Raw genomic sequence first — 17,909 nt, forward strand, 5'->3', positions numbered from 1 at the left:
TTATTCCTCATTCTTTAATATATCGATAGCGGTACTGAGCTGATTGTCGGAATCGGTTCCTATCTTTGCACCTTCATTCAAATCAACCTCTACATCAGGCTTTATTCCTACCTTATGTAAGTCATAACCTGACGGCGGATAGTAATGCTGTGTAGTAATTTTAACTGCGGTACCGTCTCCAAGCGGAAGTACATTTTGTACTATACCCTTACCGAATGTAGTTTTTCCTACCACTTTACCCCACTCAAAGTCTCTAAATGTAGCTGTAAAAACCTCCGATGCGGATGCCGAGTTCTCATTTACAAGTACAACCATAGGAATCTTCAACTCATGACTTCCGTCAGAATAATATTCCTCTCTTTCTCCGTACTTATCTTCTGTATATAAAACCAATCCCTCAGGCAGAATATAATCAAGCATATCCACCACCTGATCAAGCAATCCTCCGGGATTTCCACGAAGGTCCACTATCAATTTTTTCATTCCCTGTGACTGTAACGACTCTATATTTGATTTGAACTGTTCTGAGGTAACCGCATCAAACTGACTTACGGCTATATAGCCGATATTGTTATCAAGCATTTTACCCGCTACGGTCTCCACCTCTATAGATCTTCTTGTAAGGTCAAGTTCAACTTCTTTTCTGTCATCACCTCTGAGGACTGTCATTTTAAAACTTGTGCCCTCTTCACCTCTGATTTTGGTCTTTACAAGTATATCCATATCCGTTCCGGCAACTTCTTCACCGTCTATCTTATAGATAATATCTCCGACCTGAAGCCCCGCATCATTTGCCGGACTGTTATCAAATATCTTTACAATAGTGATAATCTTAGTATTCGGATTTTGTGAAACCATGGCACCTATACCTGAGTACTTACCCTCGGTATCTTCATTGAGCGCCTTGTATTCCTCCTTTGTATAATATACTGTATAAGGATCTCCCAGGCCGTTCATCATTCCGGCGTAAATACCGTCTTCCACCTTTGTCATATCTTCATCAAAGAGAAAATATCTGTCTATAATATTTTGTAGAACCGATGTCTTTTCTTCAATTTTTTTATAGTCAAGCTTATTATTTCTCTTTAAAAACAGAGACAGTACATTTCCGTTATTGAATGCAAAAGCAAAACCTACATATACTAAAACAAACGATGTCATAATTCCCAGAATAAATCCTATAACCCCGTTCATTCTTCCTTTTCTTTTTTGATTTCTTTCCCGGTTTCTTTCTTCTCTTAAACCCGGTCCTTCCATGCCGGCTCTTCCTTGTTGCCTTTCATTGATATATTTCTCATAGTCATCTATTTCACGATGCTCAAACATATAACACCTCCATTTTCTCTATCCTCTACTATATCACACATTAAAAATAAAGGGGAGATATAAATCTCCCCATATCATAATTTATTAAATTTTATTTTCAAGCTTAGTAACCGAGCTTATCCATGTATGACATATACTTTACAACCATCAATGCAATCTTAAAAGTGATTGCATCCTCAAACATTCTAAGATCAAGTCCTGTACTCTTTTGAAGCTTATCCAAACGATATACCAAAGTATTTCTGTGGATAAAGAGCTGTCTTGATGTCTCGGATACATTTAAGCTGTTTTCAAAGAATTTGTTGATTGTAGTAAGTGTCTCTTCGTCAAGATCCTCAGGATTCTTTCCGTCAAATATCTCCTTGATAAACATCTTGCAAAGAGGTATAGGTAACTGATATATAAGTCTTCCTATTCCAAGTCTTGAATATGCAACAATGTTCTCCGCAGCATAGAATATCTTACCTACATCAAGTGCCATCTTAGCCTCTTTATAAGACTTTGACACCTCTTTAATCTCATTTACTATAGTTCCGTAAGCAACTGTAACGTTCAAAATTCCGATAGAATTAAGCTCATCAATAACAGATCTTGCCACTCTGTCCAGATCCTCGTATGCAGATCCTTCCTTCATCTCTTTTACAAGAATGATATCTCTCTCATCAACAGCTGTAACAAAGTCCTTATTTCTTGATGCAAAAAGAGCTTTTACAGCTTCAAGACTTGATACATCTCTCTCATTCTTTGTTTCAATAATATACACCACTCTTCTTACAGTAGTCTCGATATGTAATTTCTTTGCTCTGTTGTAGATATCTACAAGCAACAAATTGTCAAGCAAGAGATTCTTTATGAAGTTGTCTTTATCAAATCTCTCCTTATACGCTATAAGAAGGTTCTCCACCTGGAATGATGCCATTCTTCCCACCATATAGGTGTCATCGGTTGTTCCCTCAACCATAAGAACATACTCAAGCTGGTGCTCATCAAAAATCTTGAAAAACTGGAATCCTCCTATTGCCTGAGAGTCTGCCAAAGAACTCGCAAATGTACTTACCTGTAATCCGTAAGTATCGGCCTCGGCAAAAGTTGTTGCTAAAACCTTACCCTCAATGTCACAAACACAAAGTTCTGTTCTCGTAATACTCTTTAAACCATCTATGGTATTTTGAAGAATCTGGTTTGAGATCATATAACTATCTCCTTTACTCTATTACTTTTCTCTACCATCTCATACAAAAATCAGAATGAGACAGTCATTAATCGGTCGTCATATTTGACAACAATTAATTTTCGAATTCGATCTGCTCTAAATACCTGATAGCAGATATTAACAAGTTTCACATAAATAATAATGCATTATCACAAGTAAATCAATAGGAAATACGATTTTTTTTAATTTGTTTATGTAATTTTGCCTATACATAACAGGGTATGCAGGTGTTCTATTAAAAATTTACCATATCTATAAAGAACGTCATGTACCGTTTTTACTTATTGTGTATTTTATATGAAAACTTTAAAAGTTTATTTCACCTGTAAATACATACTCGGCTTTACCTCTCATATATATCTCATCACCGACAAGACTGATATCAAGATTCCCTCCAAGCAGGTGAACTCTTACCGTAGTTTCACATAATCCTCTTTTCATTGTAGCAAACGCACTTGCACATGCCCCCGTACCGCAGGCAAGAGTTTCTCCCGAGCCTCTCTCCCATACTCTCATATGAATATTCTTTCTGTCTTCTATATAGATAAATTCTGAATTTACCTTTTGAGGAAATCTCTCATGTTTCTCATAGTACTCGCCGACATTTTCAAGATTCATCTCTTTAAGTTTTTTCAAAGAATTTACATAATATACGGCATGCGGATTTCCTATATCCACTCCTATAAACTCTTTCTCTTCACCGTTTATCAATATCTTCTCAGGAAAATCGGATGTAATGGTTGCCTTGCCCATGTTTACATTAATATATTCGGCAACACCGTCTTTTGGCTCCACTTCAATATACTTAATACCTGCGCCTGTTTCCATGGTAAACTTTTCAGACTTCACATAGCCATGGTCGTATACATATTTAGCCACACATCTTGAGCCGTTTCCACACATAAGCCCCCTACTTCCGTCGGCATTGTACATATCCATCTTTACATCCGCTATATCTGAAGGGCATATAAGTATCAGACCGTCACTTCCGATACCGAAATGTCTGTCACTTACCTTTACAGCAACCTCACTTGGATTTTCCACCTTTTCCTTGAAGCAGTCCACATATACATAGTCGTTTCCCGCTCCCTGCATTTTTACAAACTTCATACTATTCTCCATCTATATTTATTCCTTACCACCATATAACAAACAAATCTTTTTTGCCGTATTGATAATGGTTTCTCCGTTTTTCATACTGCTGATCTGCAAATATTTATGCGCCTCAGGCTCAGTCATATTTTTGTGCTTTATCAAAAGTTCCTTGGCTTTTTGTATAGCCATAAAATTTTTGCCGCCTCGCTCTTCCTGCTTTTTCTTTCTTTTCCGCTCATAATAAAGTTTATCCGATATTTCACTCACCTTTTTTACCAGTTCTATTACTTTAAAAGGCATCGGTAAAAAGTTTATATCATCATCAGGCGCCTCATTAAGCTTGCCCGGTGAACATACCAGCAAAAGCTCGCAGGTTTCATTCATATTCTCCTTAAGCTCCATATATTGCATATCATTAAGCTGATAAGCACAGACCACAATGCCATAATCAATATCGTCAGACAGATTTATTGCCTGAGCACCTGATGCCACTACTCCGACAATAGAATATCCGTTTTTTATCAAAATCGACCTCAAAACCTTGCTGTCACCCGGATTTGGAAATGCAATGATTATATCCGACATTACTGTCCTTTCTCCTTGATTAAAAAATCAAAAGTTCTTTACTAGAATCTTTCCAGATATTTCTTAATCTCCCAGTCTGTTATAGCATTGTTAAACTCGTTCCATTCGATTTTCTTTGCCTCTACGTACTCATTAAATATTTGAGTTCCAAGCTTTTCCTTCACAAAATTTGAATTTTCAAATTCATCAATCGCCTCACTTAATGTATCCGGAAGCTTTTTAATATTATAATTTTTTCCTGAGTACATATTTTCATTAATAGCATCTTCAAGCTCCATACTGTTTTCAAGTCCGTCCAGTATTGAATATATAAGCATAGCTATACAAAGATACGGATTTGTAGCGGAATCGGGACTTCTAAGCTCAAGTTTTATCTGATTGTTTCTTTCTGTCGGTATTCTAAGAAGAGCACTTCTGTTGGAATTTGAACTCCATGACACATAAACCGGTGCATCAAAATTCGGCTTCAATCTCTTATACGAATTTACCAAAGGATTATTTATAAGTGATAATTCCCTTGAGTGATGAAGAATTCCTGCAATTGTTGATTTTGCCCTGTCACTGAGCTTAGCATTATCTTCAAATATATTCTTTCCGTTATCGTCAAAAGCGGATATTTTAAAATGCATTCCGCTTCCGTTTTCATTCTCAAAAAGTTTCGGCATAAAGGAAGCACTGAGACCATGTCTTTTTGCCAAAGTTTTTACCGCCATTCTGAATGTCTGAATGGCGTCCGCACATTTTAATGCATCCTGATCCGTAAAGTCTATCTCGTGCTGTGCCTTTGCTATCTCATGATGTGAAGACTTTATCTTTATACCCATCTCTTCCAAAGTCAGTACAATATCTCTTCTGATATTTTCAGACATATCAAGAGGGCCGATATCAAAATAGCTGGCCTTTTCCCTCACATTCAGACTTACCTCACCTTTATCATCAGTGTTGAGCAAAAAGAATTCACACTCGGCTTCAATAAATATATTAAGTCCTAACCTCCTTGCTTTATCATATGCATCAAGCAATACCGCCCTTGGGTCGGCTTCAAAAACGCTTCCGTCAGTTCTGTGAATATTGCAGATAAATCTTGCAACCTTCCCCTGCTGCGGCCTCCATGGGAATATACAAAAGGTAGAAAGATCCGGATGTAAATACAAATCCGAATCTTCTATAGGTGCAAATCCCTTTACACTTGAACCGTCAAAAAGGATCCTGTTTTCCATGGCATCCTCAAGCTGGCTTGCAGTTATTGCGATATTTTTCAAAGTTCCGAAAATATCGGTAAACTGTAATCTGATAAATTCTACATCTTCCTCTTCAACTATGGCAAAAATCTCTTCCTTCGTCATTGCTCACCTTTTCTTTAAAACTTATTAAGCACCCTTTTTAACCTTTCGAGTGCATCATCAACATCTTCTTTTGAAATAATAAGTGGCGGAATAAATCTCAATACATTGCTTCCGGCATTTATAAGCACCATTTTCTCATCAACAAGCGCAGACCTTATAATATCAGCCACAGTCATATCAAACTCTACTCCCAGAAGTAATCCCCTGCCTCTGACCTCTTTTATAAAAGGATATAAGTCTGCAAGTTCCGTAAGTTTTTCTTTGAGATAATCTCCCACTACTTTTACATTTCCCGTTATGTCATCTTCCTTAAAGATATCAAGTACCTTGGATGCCACCGCACATACCAAAGGATTCCCTCCATATGTAGAACCGTGATCTCCGGGCTTTAATACATCGCTTGCCTTACCCGATGTCAAAAATGCACCTATAGGTACTCCGTTACCAAGTGCCTTTGCCACCGTCATAACATCAGGCTTGATGCCGTATTCCTGCCAGGAAAAATACTGTCCTGTTCTTCCCATTCCACATTGAATTTCATCCAAAATCAGTATCAAATCATGTTCATCCGTAAGCTTTTTAATACCTTCAAGAAACTCTTTCGTTGCAGGATGAATTCCACCCTCACCCTGTACCGTCTCAAGTATTATAGCACAGGTTTTGTCACTAACAAGATTTTTTACAGACTCTATATCATTATATTTTGCAAATTTTACTCCCGGAATCAGCGGATAAAAATCCTCCCTGTAATGCTCATTTCCTGTTACCGAAAGTGCTCCCAGACTTCTGCCGTGAAAACTTCCTTCCATTGCAATTATTTCAAATCTTCCACCGGTTTTTGTACCGTACTTTTTTGCAATCTTTATCGCACCCTCTATAGCTTCCGTACCTGAGTTTGTAAAAAACACCTTTTCCATCCGGCTGATATCAAGAAGTTTTTCTCCGGCCTCTATCACAGGCTCATTATAAAAATAGTTTGATATATGCCAAAGCTTATCCGCCTGAGATTTTAATGCCTCATTTATTCCCCTATAGTTATAACCGAGTCCCTGTACCGCAATACCTGCAAAAAAATCCAGATATTCATTTCCGTCGGTATCAAAAAGTTTTATCCCGTCACCGTGGTCAAATACCACCTGATACCTGTTGTATGTCTTTAATAATAATTGCTCGGCGCAATCTATTGAATCTTTCATCTTCATAGCTGATCTCCTACTATCATGGTGCCTATACCCTTGTTTGTAAACATCTCAAGCAAAAGGCAATGTGCAACTCTGCCGTCGGCAATCGTCACCCTGTTTACTCCGTTTTTTACCGCATCTATACAATTTGAAAGCTTCGGCAGCATACCTCCACCCATCTGTCCGTTTTCTATAAACTTTTCAATTTCACTTATGCTTATCTTCTCTATCAGGCTGCTCTTATCATTAAAGTCCTTGTATACACCTTCAACATCTGTAAGAAATGCCAGCTTTTCAGCCTTCAGCGCCTTTGCAATTGCACATGCCGCATCGTCCGCATTTACATTGTAGCTTGTATACTCTTTATCAAAACCTACAGGGCATATGACAGGTAAAAAATCTTTTTCCAAAAGATCAAAGATGATGTCGGGGTTTACCTCACTTACTTCTCCGACAAGGCCTATGTCATCACCTTCCACTTCCTTTTTATGGCAATGTAAAAGGGAACCGTCCTTTCCGCTGATACCTACCGCCTTCATTCCAAGTTCTCCAATCATCTGCACCAGCTCTTTATTTACTTTGTTTAACACCATTTCAACAACTTCCATGGTTGCATCATCCGTAAACCTTAAGCCGTTTACAAAATGAGGTTCAATATTCACCTTTTCAAGCCACTTGGAAATCTCCTTGCCTCCTCCGTGAACTATAACAGGCTGCATACCTACAAGCTTTAAAAGTACGATATCCTGTATTACCTTTTTCTTTAAGTTCTCATCAAGCATTGCGGAACCGCCATACTTTACGACCACTATCTTTTTATTAAACGCCTGTATATAAGGCAAAGCCTCTATAAGAGTCCCCGCCTTCTCAAGTAATTTATCCATTACACACCTCTCTAGCTTCTGTAGTCCGCATTTATTTTTACATAGTCAAATGTCAAATCACATCCCCATGCCGTTGCACAAAAATCTCCCATATTTAACTTTACCAAAGCTCTTACTTCCTTTGCGGATAAGATTTTGGTAGCTTTTTCCTCATCAAATCCTACAGATACACCGTCCTTATATATCAGAATCTTTCCGTTTTCACTCTCAAAGTAAAGCTCCATATTGTCGGGATCAAACTTTTCACCACTGTAGCCAAGCGCACAAAGTATTCTTCCCCAGTTGGCATCATGTCCGAATATGGCAGCCTTTGTAAGTGATGAGGTAACTACAGATTTTGCCAAGGTTCTTGCAGTCTCCTTAGTCTTTGCACCCTCCACCACGACTTCAAAAAGTGCAGTTGCTCCCTCGCCGTCTCCTGCAATCATCTTTGAAAGAGTGGTTGTAACAAAATTTAAATTGCTTTTAAATACTTTGTAGTCTTCACTGTTTTCATCAACTATTTTTTCATTTTCAGCTAAACCGTTTGCAAGTATTATAAGAGAATCGTTTGTAGATGTATCACCGTCCACACTTACCATATTGAAAGTATCCACCACATCATCTCTGAGCGCCTTTAACAAAAGCTCCTTTGAGATGTTCACATCTGTTGTGATAAATCCAAGCATTGTGCACATATTCGGATGTATCATACCCGAGCCCTTACACATAGCTCCCATCTTTACCGTCTTTTTTGATATTTCAAACTCTATTGCAACTTCCTTTGAGACTGTATCAGTAGTCATTATAGCTTTAGCTGCTTCATTGGCAGCTTTCTCACCCTGCTCTAAAGAGTCTGAAAGCGATTCTATTCCGGCACAAATCTTGTCTATAGGAAGCTGCATACCTATAACACCTGTGGATGCCAAAAGTATCGAATCTTCTTCCACTCCCAGCTTGTCAGCCGCTTTTTTTGCACTCTGTTTACAGTACTCCATGCCCTCATCCTTGGTACAGGCATTTGCAATACCTGAATTTATAACTATTGCATTTACAACAGTTTCACTGTCCGTTATTTTTCTGTCCCAAAGTACAGGTGCAGCCTTTACAAGATTTGTGGTATAGACTCCTGCAGATATTGCAGGGACTTTGGAAAAAATCATGGCCATATCGGTTCTGTTTTTATATTTTATATTCGCCTCGATTGCACTTGCCAAAAATCCCTTCGGTGCACATATTCCGCCATTTATTATCTTCATACTTTCTCCTTATATATTGTTATGATTTATACTCTTTATATAAATCTCCTAGGCTGTATCGCCGATTATGCTACTATACTTGATATATTTTCCTCATTCAGTACAAGCTCATAGCTGTTTATATCCTTATTTTGCTTCCAGTTTTGACTCTTCCAAAAAATATTTCCTGCAAGATTTTGCTTGAATGCTATAAGAGTTATCTTACTTATTCCTTCGGCATTTACCCTTTCTATAGCTTCCTTTACCATCTTTGCCGCTATATTCTCACCTCTGTACTGTGAATCCACACATACATGATAAAATGTCGCCTGTCTGCCGTCATGACCTGAAAGTATGGTTCCTACTATTTTGTTATCTTTTACAGCCACAACACTAAGCCCGATATTTCTTTCAAGAAATCTTTTTATATGTTCAAAATCATCATCAACCGCCCTGATCCTAAAACCCTTTATACTTTGCCAAAGAGACATTACCTCAGTGTAGTCCTCTATTGTCATTGTCCTTATTTCTGTATCTTTTCTTATCATATTGACATCGGTAAACTTTTTAATCCACATTCTTCATCTATCCCAAACATTAAATTCATATTCTGTATGGCCTGACCTGCCGCTCCCTTTATCAGGTTGTCAATCGCACCGGTCACTACTATCCTGTTTGTCCTATTATCTATTACATAGCCTATATCTACAAAATTGCTTCCCTTAACAAATCTTGTTTCCGCATTCTCATTTTTTCTAAGCAGTCTTATAAACTTCTCATTTGCATACTCACTCTCGTAGGCATTTTTTATATCCTCTTCGGTGGTACCTGCCTTTAGTGAAGCATATGCAGTCACCAAAATTCCTCTCATCATCGGAACCAGATGAGGTGTAAAACTTATTACAATATCCTCTCCTGCCGCCTTTGAAAGCTGAGCTTCTATCTCAGGGGTATGTCTGTGACTGCCTATTCCATAAGCCTTCATATTTTCATTTACTTCACAAAAAAGATTGTCAACCTTGCCACTTCTTCCTGCACCTGAGATTCCCGACTTTGCATCTATTATGATACTTTTTTCATCTATCAGCTTATGCTTTAAAAGCGGTTGCAATGAAAGTATTGAGCAAGTAGGGTAACATCCCGGATTTGCAACCAGTCTTGCTTTCTTTATCTCTTCACGGTAAAGCTCAGGCAATCCGTATACCGCCTCTTTTATAAGCCCCTTAGACTTGTGCTCAAGCTTATACCACTTTTCATATACATCCACATCCTTTATTCTGAAGTCCGCCGAAAGGTCTATTACCTTGGCATTTGCAAGTACTTCATCATTTATATTCTCAGCCAGAAAGCCTTGAGGTGTGGCCGTAAATATAATGTCCGCTTTCTTTGACAGTTCCGAAACATTGTCGTTTTCACAGACATCATCTGCATATTTATACATACTTCTAAAAATACCGGAATAGCTCTCACCTGCAAAGCTCTTTGAACCGTATCCCACTATTTTTACATCTTCTCTTTGCAATAACAGTCTTACAAGCTCAGCTCCTGCATATCCCGTAGCTCCCACAATACTCGCCTTTATCATAAAAACACCTCATTTCCCTTCCTGCTATTTTATAATTACTTTTATAGTTTCATAATTATACACTTTTTATGAATAAAATCAAGGTTTTGTGCATAAAAATTTTGGGCAAATAAAAGAGTCCGGTAGTTTGACGTGCTGATACTCAGCTTTATGTAATCAAATATTTACATTTGATTACAGCAGTATTATACTAAAAATGTAATGATATTTATATTCGGAGGCATTAAATATGGCAAGTACACTTATCCAATTTAGAACAGAAGAAACTGAAAAAATTAAGTCCATGCAAATTCTTGATAAACTCGGGCTCTCACTTCCGGCATATCTTAAAATGTGTATGTCAAGACTCAATCAGGAACAGGGTATTCCGTTTAGTATGAAGCTTGACAGCACTGATACTCCCGGAATCAGTGCTTTAAAAAAAGCAAGCAAGATTGCAGAGGAATATAATATTTCCGATATGTCACAGGATGAGATAAATGCAGAAATAGCAGAGGCAAGAAAATAATTATGAAGTATTTCGTGGTTATTGATACTAATGTTCTTGTCTCTGCAGTATTAAAATATAATTCTATTCCTGGAAGTATCATTGAGTTTGCCTTCAATGGTAAAATCATACCTGTATTAAATAAAGAAATCGAATCAGAATATAGAAATGTTTTATTGCGTCCAAAATTTCATTTAACAACTGATATTGTAGATGATATCATAAACGAATTTAAGCAAAGAGGACTGTATATTAATGGGACTCATGTGGATATTGAATTACCTGATCCTAAAGATGTTGTTTTTTACGAAGTTGTTATGGAACAGAGAGAATCAACTCAAACTTGGCTTGTGACAGGAAATATAAAACATTTTCCAATTGAGACATTTATTGTAACTCCAAGGCAAATGCTTGATATTATTTTAAATGAAGACGATTATTAAAAACATATGGGCCTGTCATTTCATGACAGACCCAAATATATTAGTTAGTATAGATTTTTACATTAACTCCCATATATCCTACTGCATCCAGTGGCTCTCCACCTTCTGTACTATACAGCTCCGGTTCTCCTCCAACAAACGCAATAGTTACATTTTTACCTTCATACCCTCTCCAAGAAACAAAACTTCCATCCGGTGTATTTTCTGATGCATTACGAAAATGTATTCTTGACACTGTAGTAACTCTTCTATCTTCTAAAGTAACACAATCTGTTACTACCATCTGCCTTGGATTATTCAAAGTTAGTATTGCAAAGTTTATATTATCAGGGTACATACTAAGTATTATTCTTCCTGATTGTTGATTATAATATTGTGCCAAGCCTGTTCTTTTATCGTAATATCCAAGATTTCCTGTAACACTTATACATCTTTGTACTGCTCCGTTTACTGTCCAAGCACAATTTTGATCAACGGTGTAGCCATCTGGAGTAGTTGTATTTATATAGCAATTTCCATTCTCGTCAAAGCGATAGCACTCTGCATATCCGTCCAAGTTTCCATCAATCCAAACCCACTCATTTACAGGATATGAGCCCTCTTCTCTTATTATATATTACTGAATCAAAAGCTCATCAAACATCACAAAATCCAAGTCAGGACTATCACTTATTGTAAAGTAGGCATTGAACTTTCTTGCCGGAATATATCCCAATCCCTCTTTATAAAGAAGCACATCACCTGTAATCTTCACTCTATTGCCTTCAATACTTAGTTGCAAATCATTTTCTGACAGATATGCCATACCTGCATCTCCAAAGTCTCCACTTGCCATTACCCAGTATTTATTCTCTTTTATAGTTGCATACTTTGCAAATGCCTGTATATCACTTTCATTACTTGAGCCTGTAAGGTCTTTCATAATAGCCATTATATTTTCCTTACCGGCTACTTTATAAGGCTCGTATCCCTTATTTACATTTGTAAGCCTATAATCTCCGTGTTGGTAGATATATGCATATGTCAAAAATGCTTTATCTTCTGAAGTGAAATTCTCTCTTTTTACATTCATCTTCAAAGTCTTTTGAGAATTATATTTATAATTGAATACCATTGCAACTATATCAAACATACGCAACATATCATAATCATAGAAATCACCATAAAAATTGTTCAAATCTCTTTCATCAATCCAATGACCTGCAAGATTTATTTTATAGCCATCAGGACTTATAGTTGCACTTATAGGATGAGTATTATCAGCTATGTAATACCAAAGTGATCTTCCCTCATAGTTCACATTAACCCATTCATTTCTTGCATACTCACCATTGTCTTTCTTATAAACACAGCCCTCATTATTTTCACATAAAAGTCCTACAAATCTTTTGTTTGAATACGCAAACACATTAGCTATACTTGTAAATGTAAGCAATGCAGCCATTAAACCAATATATAATTTTTTCATACTATCACCTCATTATAAACAAAAACAAATTCACATCAATACAAAAACATCACTCTCAAACCTTCATAATCTATCACCTCTTATATCTATATATTTACACTTCTAACAATTTTTTTTGCGTTGTGATAAATACTTGTATAATTTAATCTTAATATTTTTGTAATAAAAAGTCAATGTTGTATAGATTTTTAGTTGCACTATTATAAACTTTTTAATAGACTTAAGATTAAGTGTTTTTGTATAGACCTCTCAGACATAAATCTCCTTATTACCCTCTTTATAGTACATCGTATCAATCCAATTAAAGACATACAAAAAGGACACCCTTTACAGTGTCCTAATTATTTTAAGTCATACCAAGTCATTTACATCTTTTCATTTAAATATTTCTGGAACTTACTTACGCTTAGGTTTGCTCTTTTTGCAGCATCTTCTACTGAAATTATTCCATCTTTTACAAGCATAAGTAATGTATTTATTACACCTTCTTTTCTGCCCTCTTTTATCCACTTATTTTTAGATTTTTCTAATACTTCCTGATCAATGTCCTCTTTAAATATGTCATATAACTCTTTCATCGCATCCGTCATCTTATTACCCTCCTTAACATACTTAAAATCATATTTCATTTTAGATGTTACAGGAAAATTGTCACTGTAACAATCATCTTTTGTAAAAACTCCCATTAGTTCAGATAATATGGTACCGTCATTTATATTGGCACTGATATATATTTCTTTAAGCCCATTGTCAACTTCCGTATTACTTCCGTCTATCACCCTTTTTATTAAATATGAGCTCTTATTTTCTTTGAATATATCAAAATTGCAAATATATATCATACATACTTCCGGCACATTATCAAAGCTTTCGCCTTTTTTCATCAAGCTTGTAGTCAATACACTACTGTAATATCTCACTCTTTTTTGATGATTTACATTGTCAGCATTTTGAACCTCAATATTCACTCGCCTTCCGTCTCTTAACTCACAATATGCATCAAGTATAACGGAGCGTCTTTCTATATTAGTTATAGCATATTGTGACTTATTATTTAAGACCTTCAGCTGATAATCTTGCAAAAATGTTCTTAATATTTCTTCACAAAACTCCTTATTCTCTGCCATTTTTCTAAATATAATGTCATCAATTGGATTTAACTTTTGTATGTATTCTTTGAATTTTTGTATAGACCTGTCAGACATAAACCTCCCTTATAAATAGAACTTTTTAAAATTAGAAAATATAAGAAATGTAGATACAAAATTATTAGATATAATGAATTTGTATTTTTAATTATTATAATCAATGATTTTGATTAAATCAATAAAAAATCCCGAGTTTCCTCGGGTTGAAAATTAAAATAAATCACTATGGCCACCTGTTCTGATAAGTCTTAGTATCAATTCATCATCCATAGCTTAAGCATCTAACGCTCTCATCAAATCTTTTACACTATCAAATGGGCCGTATATGTCTTCATTATTTTTTGCAGACTCCATAGCTTTATATGTGGTTTCGTTCGGCTCATCTATTTTCACCTCAAATGGTAGGCCATGACATCTAAGAGCCTGTCTGTAAAAAATTCCTGTTGCGGTACTCAAATCCAATCCCAATGCCTTAAACGGTTCCAATGCTTGTACTTTCAACTCACTGTCCATCCTTAATGTAAGATTTCCCTTTGCCATTTCCGCACCTCCTATCTAACATAAGTATAGCAAAAGATATGTATATTACAAGTGCATTGCAATAAAAAGCCCCGGTATCCTATTGCAATAAAAAGCCCCGGTATCCCTGAGGCTTTTTTATTATCCTTTTTCACTTCCACCAACGTACCATGAAAGTTTCGATATTTTAAATTTCGATTCTTATTCCATCTTGTCCCTATCCTCTTTCTCCTTCAGCGCCATCTCCTGAGCAAGATTCACTATCTTATTTTCAAGAAGTGACATATGTATACTCATAAAGAAAAGCTTGATAAGGAGCATGCCTATTATTATCAGATATACGATGTTTGCAGGGGATTTGGCACCTACAAGATCTGATATAAAATAAATTATTCTTGGGAATATGGCAAAAATTATAAGTACGATGGCAAAAACCACCCAAAACAGTCCGTCTTCAATTCTTATCTTTGATTTTCTTATTTTTCTTATAATGACAAAAAATGACATTATTGATATCAAAATCAAACCTATTCTTAGTATAGCAGTCATATTATTTCTTCTTCTCTCTAAAACTTTGAATAAATATAATGGAGCAAAGCATTCTAAACATATATTTGGCGGCATTTATAGGAGTAAGATAACTTATTCCGGCCACTCTTTCATCCATCTCACCCTGTATCTCACATACTTTCACGCCTTGCTTTATCAGATAGGATATTGTGTCCGGCTCCGGTGCATAGTTAAGTCTAAGCGCAAACTCAGCAATCAGTTTTTCATTATACATTCTCATACCTGAGGTAGGATCATGGATAGTAGCACCTGTACTTAATTTTATTGCAAGAGCAATAAGTCTGGAACCGAGCATTCTCGGAGTGAACGGCTTTTTCTTGGTGACAAACCTTGAAATGATGACTATATCACATTCCTCACATTTTTTCCTCATTTCAGGAATGTATTCGGGTCTGTGCTGTCCGTCACCGTCAAATTGCACAGCGTATTTATAGCCATGCTTGTGGGCATATTTCATACCGGTTTGAAAAGCACCTGCAAGGCCCAAGTTTACCGGCAAATCTATAATGTTAAATCCTCTTTCTCTGCAGATTTTGGATGTAGAGTCAATGGAGCCGTCATTTACAATTACATAGTCCACATCATTTAATGTATTTGTAAGTCGCTCTATTACATTTGCAATATTCTTTTCTTCATTAAACGCCGGTATTATTACCAATGTATCAGCCATATCTATCTCCAAAACTCTCTGTTCATACTAAAGGCTCTAACAATACTCTTCGGCAGTTTTTTATAATTTTTTCCTGCCAAAAATCCCGCATATTTACAGGCACTTATATATATAAGCCTGATTGCACTGATATATGAATGTGTGGAAAGAAGGTGCTCCATGGTTTTTAATACCATTTTTTTGCCTTCGTTCTCACTTTTTATATTCTTAAAGATATCAGAATTGCTTGCCTGCGATACTCCGATATCAAAATTTCTTTTAAACTGCGCAGCTCCGCTGTAGTTGTGAGAATGTATTACCTTTGCCCATGCTTCATATTTTATAAAATATCCGTTTTCTATAAGCTTGTAGGCAAAAAGCATATCTTCATTCAAAATCTGTCCGGTGTCAAATCTTCCCAAAGCATCAAAAGTTTCTCTTTCATATGCCGCACAGACATTTGAAGCAAAATATGTCTTAATTCCAAGCGTCTGTCTTTCATTAAATGACTTTATAATTGACTCTGCAGGATAATTAAATTCTCTTGTAAATTTCTCGATTTTATTTGCAATTTTATCCGGTACCTGTCTTGCATAAGTCATCTTTATAGACTTATCCATACCTCTAAGCAAATATTCAATAGTCTTCTTATCAAAACAGACCGCATCCTGAGTCATGCAAACAAAATACTCAGCCTTTGACTTTGATACTCCGAAGTTTCTGGTAGCACCATGGTCAAAATCCTGCTTTTCTATATGCTCCAATATAAGTTCGGTATTGCTTTCTTCAAAAAGCTCTTTTAATTTCTCTTCTATCCCGGTCTTATCCCATATATTTTTATCTGTATTTATAATAATAATCTTACCCGGCGCCACTGTCTGAGCCAGAAGTCTTTTTATTGATACCAAAAATTTATTGTCAGGTTTGTATGTAGGTATTATTACATCTACTAAATTCATTTTTTAACCTTTCTGAGTCCGAAAATCACTGCAACAAGGAATGATATTGAAAGTAACAGCATTGTTATCATATATGCAAAAGCCGCTCCGTTCATTCCGAAACTCTTTACCATAAAATCACTGATAAAGTATGCAAACACTGCCCCTACAGCATATATTGAAAATATAACTCCTGTCATTTCAAAGATAACCAAACAGTAATATCCGAGATTTACTATTGCATAAAGTCCGCCGCCAAGTATTACCAAAACCAAGGCCGGTTTGTAAGGCTCTATTGCATTTCCTACACTTCCAAGTGCAAGTTTCAAAACAGGAATTCCCAAAGTATATGCCGTTCCCATTCCAAATAAAGTTGCTACAAATATAAATACCGCAATCTTTGATATGGTCGAAATAAACTTTTTTCTGTTACCTGTCTTATACAGCAATGAAAGTTTTGTAAGTATCGGCCTTATTATAAAACCTGCCATCAGATTTATAATGGATGTCGGGATAAATATTATACTGAAGTAGCCGTTTAGCTCCTCTCCGAGTCTGTAATTTACAGCGTACTTTGCGGCGGCGAAGATATAAAGATCTATAAAAGCTCCTAAAAAAAGCCATTTGCTCTTATTTATTAAGCTTATATAAGAATTCTTTTTTACAACTTTATCAGGGCCTAATCTTCTTAAAGGCAGTATATCAAATATTATTGCGGCTATCACTATACTTGGCAAAAGTGCCAAAGAACTTAATTTTAAATCCTTTGTAACTCCAAGTGTAGCGAGGAATATGCCTACACAAAATATTGTTCTGAAAAGCGTTGCCTTTCCTGTCATATCAAGCCTGTCCTGTCTTTGCATTTCAGACTCAAATATATCACAAAATCCGTCTAAAATCTTATACAGTGACAAAATCATGTATACTTCAAAGACATAGCTGTCTTTAGTCATAATAATCGTATATACAAAACCTGCTAAAACAGCCAGAGCCGAGGTAATAACTCTAAGCCTCAGATAATCTCCGAAACTGTATTCATTTGAAACATCGGTAACCTGTATCGGTCTCATTCCAAAGTATGAGACTATATAAAGCTGTTGGCCCAATGTAGAAAATCCGAAGAAAAATATTCCTCCTGCATATGCTCCTGCAAGCTTTGTTACAGCCACACCCAGAAGCATACTTGTAACAGCATATACAAGGCTTCCCAGCATATTCCAAAAATATGCACTTCTTTCTTTACTGTCCATAATAT

At 36.2% G+C, this 17,909-nt stretch carries 20 protein-coding genes; 2 read left to right on the top strand and 18 right to left on the bottom strand.

The window, feature by feature from the left end:
* From EHV10_RS08425 to argC, 10 genes are all read right to left on the bottom strand, one after another.
* The gene (locus EHV10_RS08425; RefSeq protein ID WP_128674265.1) at nucleotides 1–1,326 is read right to left on the bottom strand and encodes a S41 family peptidase; all 1,326 of its coding nucleotides are present in this window, start codon (nucleotides 1,324–1,326) and stop codon (nucleotides 1–3) included.
* 103 nt (nucleotides 1,327–1,429) lie between these two features.
* The gene (locus EHV10_RS08430; protein WP_007594353.1) at nucleotides 1,430–2,518 is read right to left on the bottom strand and encodes a PucR family transcriptional regulator; all 1,089 of its coding nucleotides are present in this window, start codon (nucleotides 2,516–2,518) and stop codon (nucleotides 1,430–1,432) included.
* A gap of 327 nt (nucleotides 2,519–2,845) precedes the next feature.
* Nucleotides 2,846–3,649, bottom strand: coding sequence for a diaminopimelate epimerase (gene dapF / locus EHV10_RS08435; protein WP_128674266.1), 804 nt, complete (start codon nucleotides 3,647–3,649; stop codon nucleotides 2,846–2,848).
* 18 nt (nucleotides 3,650–3,667) lie between these two features.
* Complete coding sequence (locus tag EHV10_RS08440) at nucleotides 3,668–4,219, bottom strand: ANTAR domain-containing response regulator (RefSeq protein ID WP_009663904.1); 552 nt, start codon at nucleotides 4,217–4,219, stop codon at nucleotides 3,668–3,670.
* Between the two features lie 41 nt (nucleotides 4,220–4,260).
* Complete coding sequence (gene glnA / locus EHV10_RS08445; RefSeq protein ID WP_128674267.1) at nucleotides 4,261–5,565, bottom strand: type I glutamate--ammonia ligase; 1,305 nt, start codon at nucleotides 5,563–5,565, stop codon at nucleotides 4,261–4,263.
* Nucleotides 5,566–5,579: 14 nt separating this feature from the next.
* Nucleotides 5,580–6,767, bottom strand: a complete 1,188-nt coding sequence (locus EHV10_RS08450; protein ID WP_128674268.1) for an aspartate aminotransferase family protein — start codon at nucleotides 6,765–6,767, stop codon at nucleotides 5,580–5,582.
* Entirely contained in the window at nucleotides 6,764–7,630 is an 867-nt protein-coding gene (gene argB, locus EHV10_RS08455) for an acetylglutamate kinase (RefSeq protein ID WP_128674269.1), read from the bottom strand. Before argB ends, EHV10_RS08450 begins: the two co-directional genes overlap by 4 nt.
* Nucleotides 7,631–7,641: 11 nt before the next feature.
* Nucleotides 7,642–8,868: a bifunctional ornithine acetyltransferase/N-acetylglutamate synthase gene (gene argJ / locus EHV10_RS08460; protein WP_128674270.1), complete on the bottom strand. Its 1,227-nt coding sequence runs from the start codon at nucleotides 8,866–8,868 to the stop codon at nucleotides 7,642–7,644.
* Nucleotides 8,869–8,933: 65 nt separating this feature from the next.
* A complete protein-coding gene (locus EHV10_RS08465; protein ID WP_128674271.1) occupies nucleotides 8,934–9,425 on the bottom strand; it encodes a GNAT family N-acetyltransferase in 492 nt (163 codons plus the stop codon).
* A complete protein-coding gene (argC, locus tag EHV10_RS08470; protein WP_128674272.1) occupies nucleotides 9,392–10,432 on the bottom strand; it encodes an N-acetyl-gamma-glutamyl-phosphate reductase in 1,041 nt (346 codons plus the stop codon). Before argC ends, EHV10_RS08465 begins: the two co-directional genes overlap by 34 nt.
* A 229-nt stretch (nucleotides 10,433–10,661) precedes the next feature.
* Here argC and EHV10_RS08475 point away from each other — a divergent pair, with 229 nt between their 5' ends.
* Nucleotides 10,662–10,940, top strand: a complete 279-nt coding sequence (locus tag EHV10_RS08475) for a type II toxin-antitoxin system RelB/DinJ family antitoxin (protein WP_128674273.1) — start codon at nucleotides 10,662–10,664, stop codon at nucleotides 10,938–10,940.
* Between the two features lie 2 nt (nucleotides 10,941–10,942).
* On the top strand, nucleotides 10,943–11,362 hold the full coding sequence (locus EHV10_RS08480) for a putative toxin-antitoxin system toxin component, PIN family (RefSeq protein ID WP_128674274.1): 420 nt from the start codon (nucleotides 10,943–10,945) through the stop codon (nucleotides 11,360–11,362).
* A gap of 40 nt (nucleotides 11,363–11,402) precedes the next feature.
* Here the strand turns inward: EHV10_RS08480 and EHV10_RS08485 are convergent, their stop codons facing one another.
* From EHV10_RS08485 to EHV10_RS08520, 8 genes are all read right to left on the bottom strand, one after another.
* Complete coding sequence (locus EHV10_RS08485; RefSeq protein ID WP_128674275.1) at nucleotides 11,403–11,918, bottom strand: hypothetical protein; 516 nt, start codon at nucleotides 11,916–11,918, stop codon at nucleotides 11,403–11,405.
* A 60-nt stretch (nucleotides 11,919–11,978) separates the two neighbouring features.
* The gene (locus tag EHV10_RS08490) at nucleotides 11,979–12,830 is read right to left on the bottom strand and encodes a hypothetical protein (RefSeq protein ID WP_128674276.1); all 852 of its coding nucleotides are present in this window, start codon (nucleotides 12,828–12,830) and stop codon (nucleotides 11,979–11,981) included.
* Between the two features lie 365 nt (nucleotides 12,831–13,195).
* Nucleotides 13,196–14,035 (bottom strand): Rpn family recombination-promoting nuclease/putative transposase, encoded by an 840-nt coding sequence (locus tag EHV10_RS08495; RefSeq protein WP_128674277.1) that lies wholly within the window; start codon nucleotides 14,033–14,035, stop codon nucleotides 13,196–13,198.
* A gap of 216 nt (nucleotides 14,036–14,251) precedes the next feature.
* The gene (locus tag EHV10_RS08500; RefSeq protein WP_128674278.1) at nucleotides 14,252–14,518 is read right to left on the bottom strand and encodes a type II toxin-antitoxin system RelB/DinJ family antitoxin; all 267 of its coding nucleotides are present in this window, start codon (nucleotides 14,516–14,518) and stop codon (nucleotides 14,252–14,254) included.
* Between the two features lie 180 nt (nucleotides 14,519–14,698).
* The gene (locus tag EHV10_RS08505) at nucleotides 14,699–15,046 is read right to left on the bottom strand and encodes a DUF2304 domain-containing protein (RefSeq protein WP_128674279.1); all 348 of its coding nucleotides are present in this window, start codon (nucleotides 15,044–15,046) and stop codon (nucleotides 14,699–14,701) included.
* Nucleotide 15,047: 1 nt separating this feature from the next.
* Complete coding sequence (locus tag EHV10_RS08510) at nucleotides 15,048–15,737, bottom strand: glycosyltransferase family 2 protein (RefSeq protein WP_128674280.1); 690 nt, start codon at nucleotides 15,735–15,737, stop codon at nucleotides 15,048–15,050.
* Nucleotides 15,738–15,739: 2 nt separating this feature from the next.
* On the bottom strand, nucleotides 15,740–16,675 hold the full coding sequence (locus EHV10_RS08515; protein WP_128674281.1) for a glycosyltransferase family 2 protein: 936 nt from the start codon (nucleotides 16,673–16,675) through the stop codon (nucleotides 15,740–15,742).
* Entirely contained in the window at nucleotides 16,672–17,904 is a 1,233-nt protein-coding gene (locus tag EHV10_RS08520; RefSeq protein ID WP_128674282.1) for a lipopolysaccharide biosynthesis protein, read from the bottom strand. The genes EHV10_RS08515 and EHV10_RS08520 overlap by 4 nt, the downstream gene beginning before the upstream one ends.
* Between the last annotated feature and the right edge of the window lie 5 nt (nucleotides 17,905–17,909).

It is taken from the genome of Lachnoanaerobaculum gingivalis, assembly GCF_003862475.1.
GTDB classification, from domain to species: Bacteria; Bacillota; Clostridia; order Lachnospirales; family Lachnospiraceae; genus Lachnoanaerobaculum; species Lachnoanaerobaculum gingivalis.

Coding starts and splice junctions, on each gene's coding strand:
- EHV10_RS08430 (WP_007594353.1), bottom strand. CDS start 2,518: ATGATCTCAAACCAGATTCTTCAAAATACCATAGATGGTTTAAAGAGT.
- argC (WP_128674272.1), bottom strand. CDS start 10,432: ATGATAAAGGCGAGTATTGTGGGAGCTACGGGATATGCAGGAGCTGAG.
- EHV10_RS08510 (WP_128674280.1), bottom strand. CDS start 15,737: ATGGCTGATACATTGGTAATAATACCGGCGTTTAATGAAGAAAAGAAT.
- EHV10_RS08450 (WP_128674268.1), bottom strand. CDS start 6,767: ATGAAGATGAAAGATTCAATAGATTGCGCCGAGCAATTATTATTAAAG.
- EHV10_RS08490 (WP_128674276.1), bottom strand. CDS start 12,830: ATGAAAAAATTATATATTGGTTTAATGGCTGCATTGCTTACATTTACA.
- glnA (WP_128674267.1), bottom strand. CDS start 5,565: ATGACGAAGGAAGAGATTTTTGCCATAGTTGAAGAGGAAGATGTAGAA.
- EHV10_RS08480 (WP_128674274.1), top strand. CDS start 10,943: ATGAAGTATTTCGTGGTTATTGATACTAATGTTCTTGTCTCTGCAGTA.
- EHV10_RS08425 (WP_128674265.1), bottom strand. CDS start 1,326: ATGTTTGAGCATCGTGAAATAGATGACTATGAGAAATATATCAATGAA.
- EHV10_RS08520 (WP_128674282.1), bottom strand. CDS start 17,904: ATGGACAGTAAAGAAAGAAGTGCATATTTTTGGAATATGCTGGGAAGC.
- EHV10_RS08505 (WP_128674279.1), bottom strand. CDS start 15,046: ATGACTGCTATACTAAGAATAGGTTTGATTTTGATATCAATAATGTCA.
- argB (WP_128674269.1), bottom strand. CDS start 7,630: ATGGATAAATTACTTGAGAAGGCGGGGACTCTTATAGAGGCTTTGCCT.
- EHV10_RS08495 (WP_128674277.1), bottom strand. CDS start 14,035: ATGTCTGACAGGTCTATACAAAAATTCAAAGAATACATACAAAAGTTA.
- EHV10_RS08500 (WP_128674278.1), bottom strand. CDS start 14,518: ATGGCAAAGGGAAATCTTACATTAAGGATGGACAGTGAGTTGAAAGTA.
- EHV10_RS08475 (WP_128674273.1), top strand. CDS start 10,662: ATGGCAAGTACACTTATCCAATTTAGAACAGAAGAAACTGAAAAAATT.
- EHV10_RS08440 (WP_009663904.1), bottom strand. CDS start 4,219: ATGTCGGATATAATCATTGCATTTCCAAATCCGGGTGACAGCAAGGTT.
- EHV10_RS08465 (WP_128674271.1), bottom strand. CDS start 9,425: ATGTGGATTAAAAAGTTTACCGATGTCAATATGATAAGAAAAGATACA.
- argJ (WP_128674270.1), bottom strand. CDS start 8,868: ATGAAGATAATAAATGGCGGAATATGTGCACCGAAGGGATTTTTGGCA.
- dapF (WP_128674266.1), bottom strand. CDS start 3,649: ATGAAGTTTGTAAAAATGCAGGGAGCGGGAAACGACTATGTATATGTG.
- EHV10_RS08515 (WP_128674281.1), bottom strand. CDS start 16,675: ATGAATTTAGTAGATGTAATAATACCTACATACAAACCTGACAATAAA.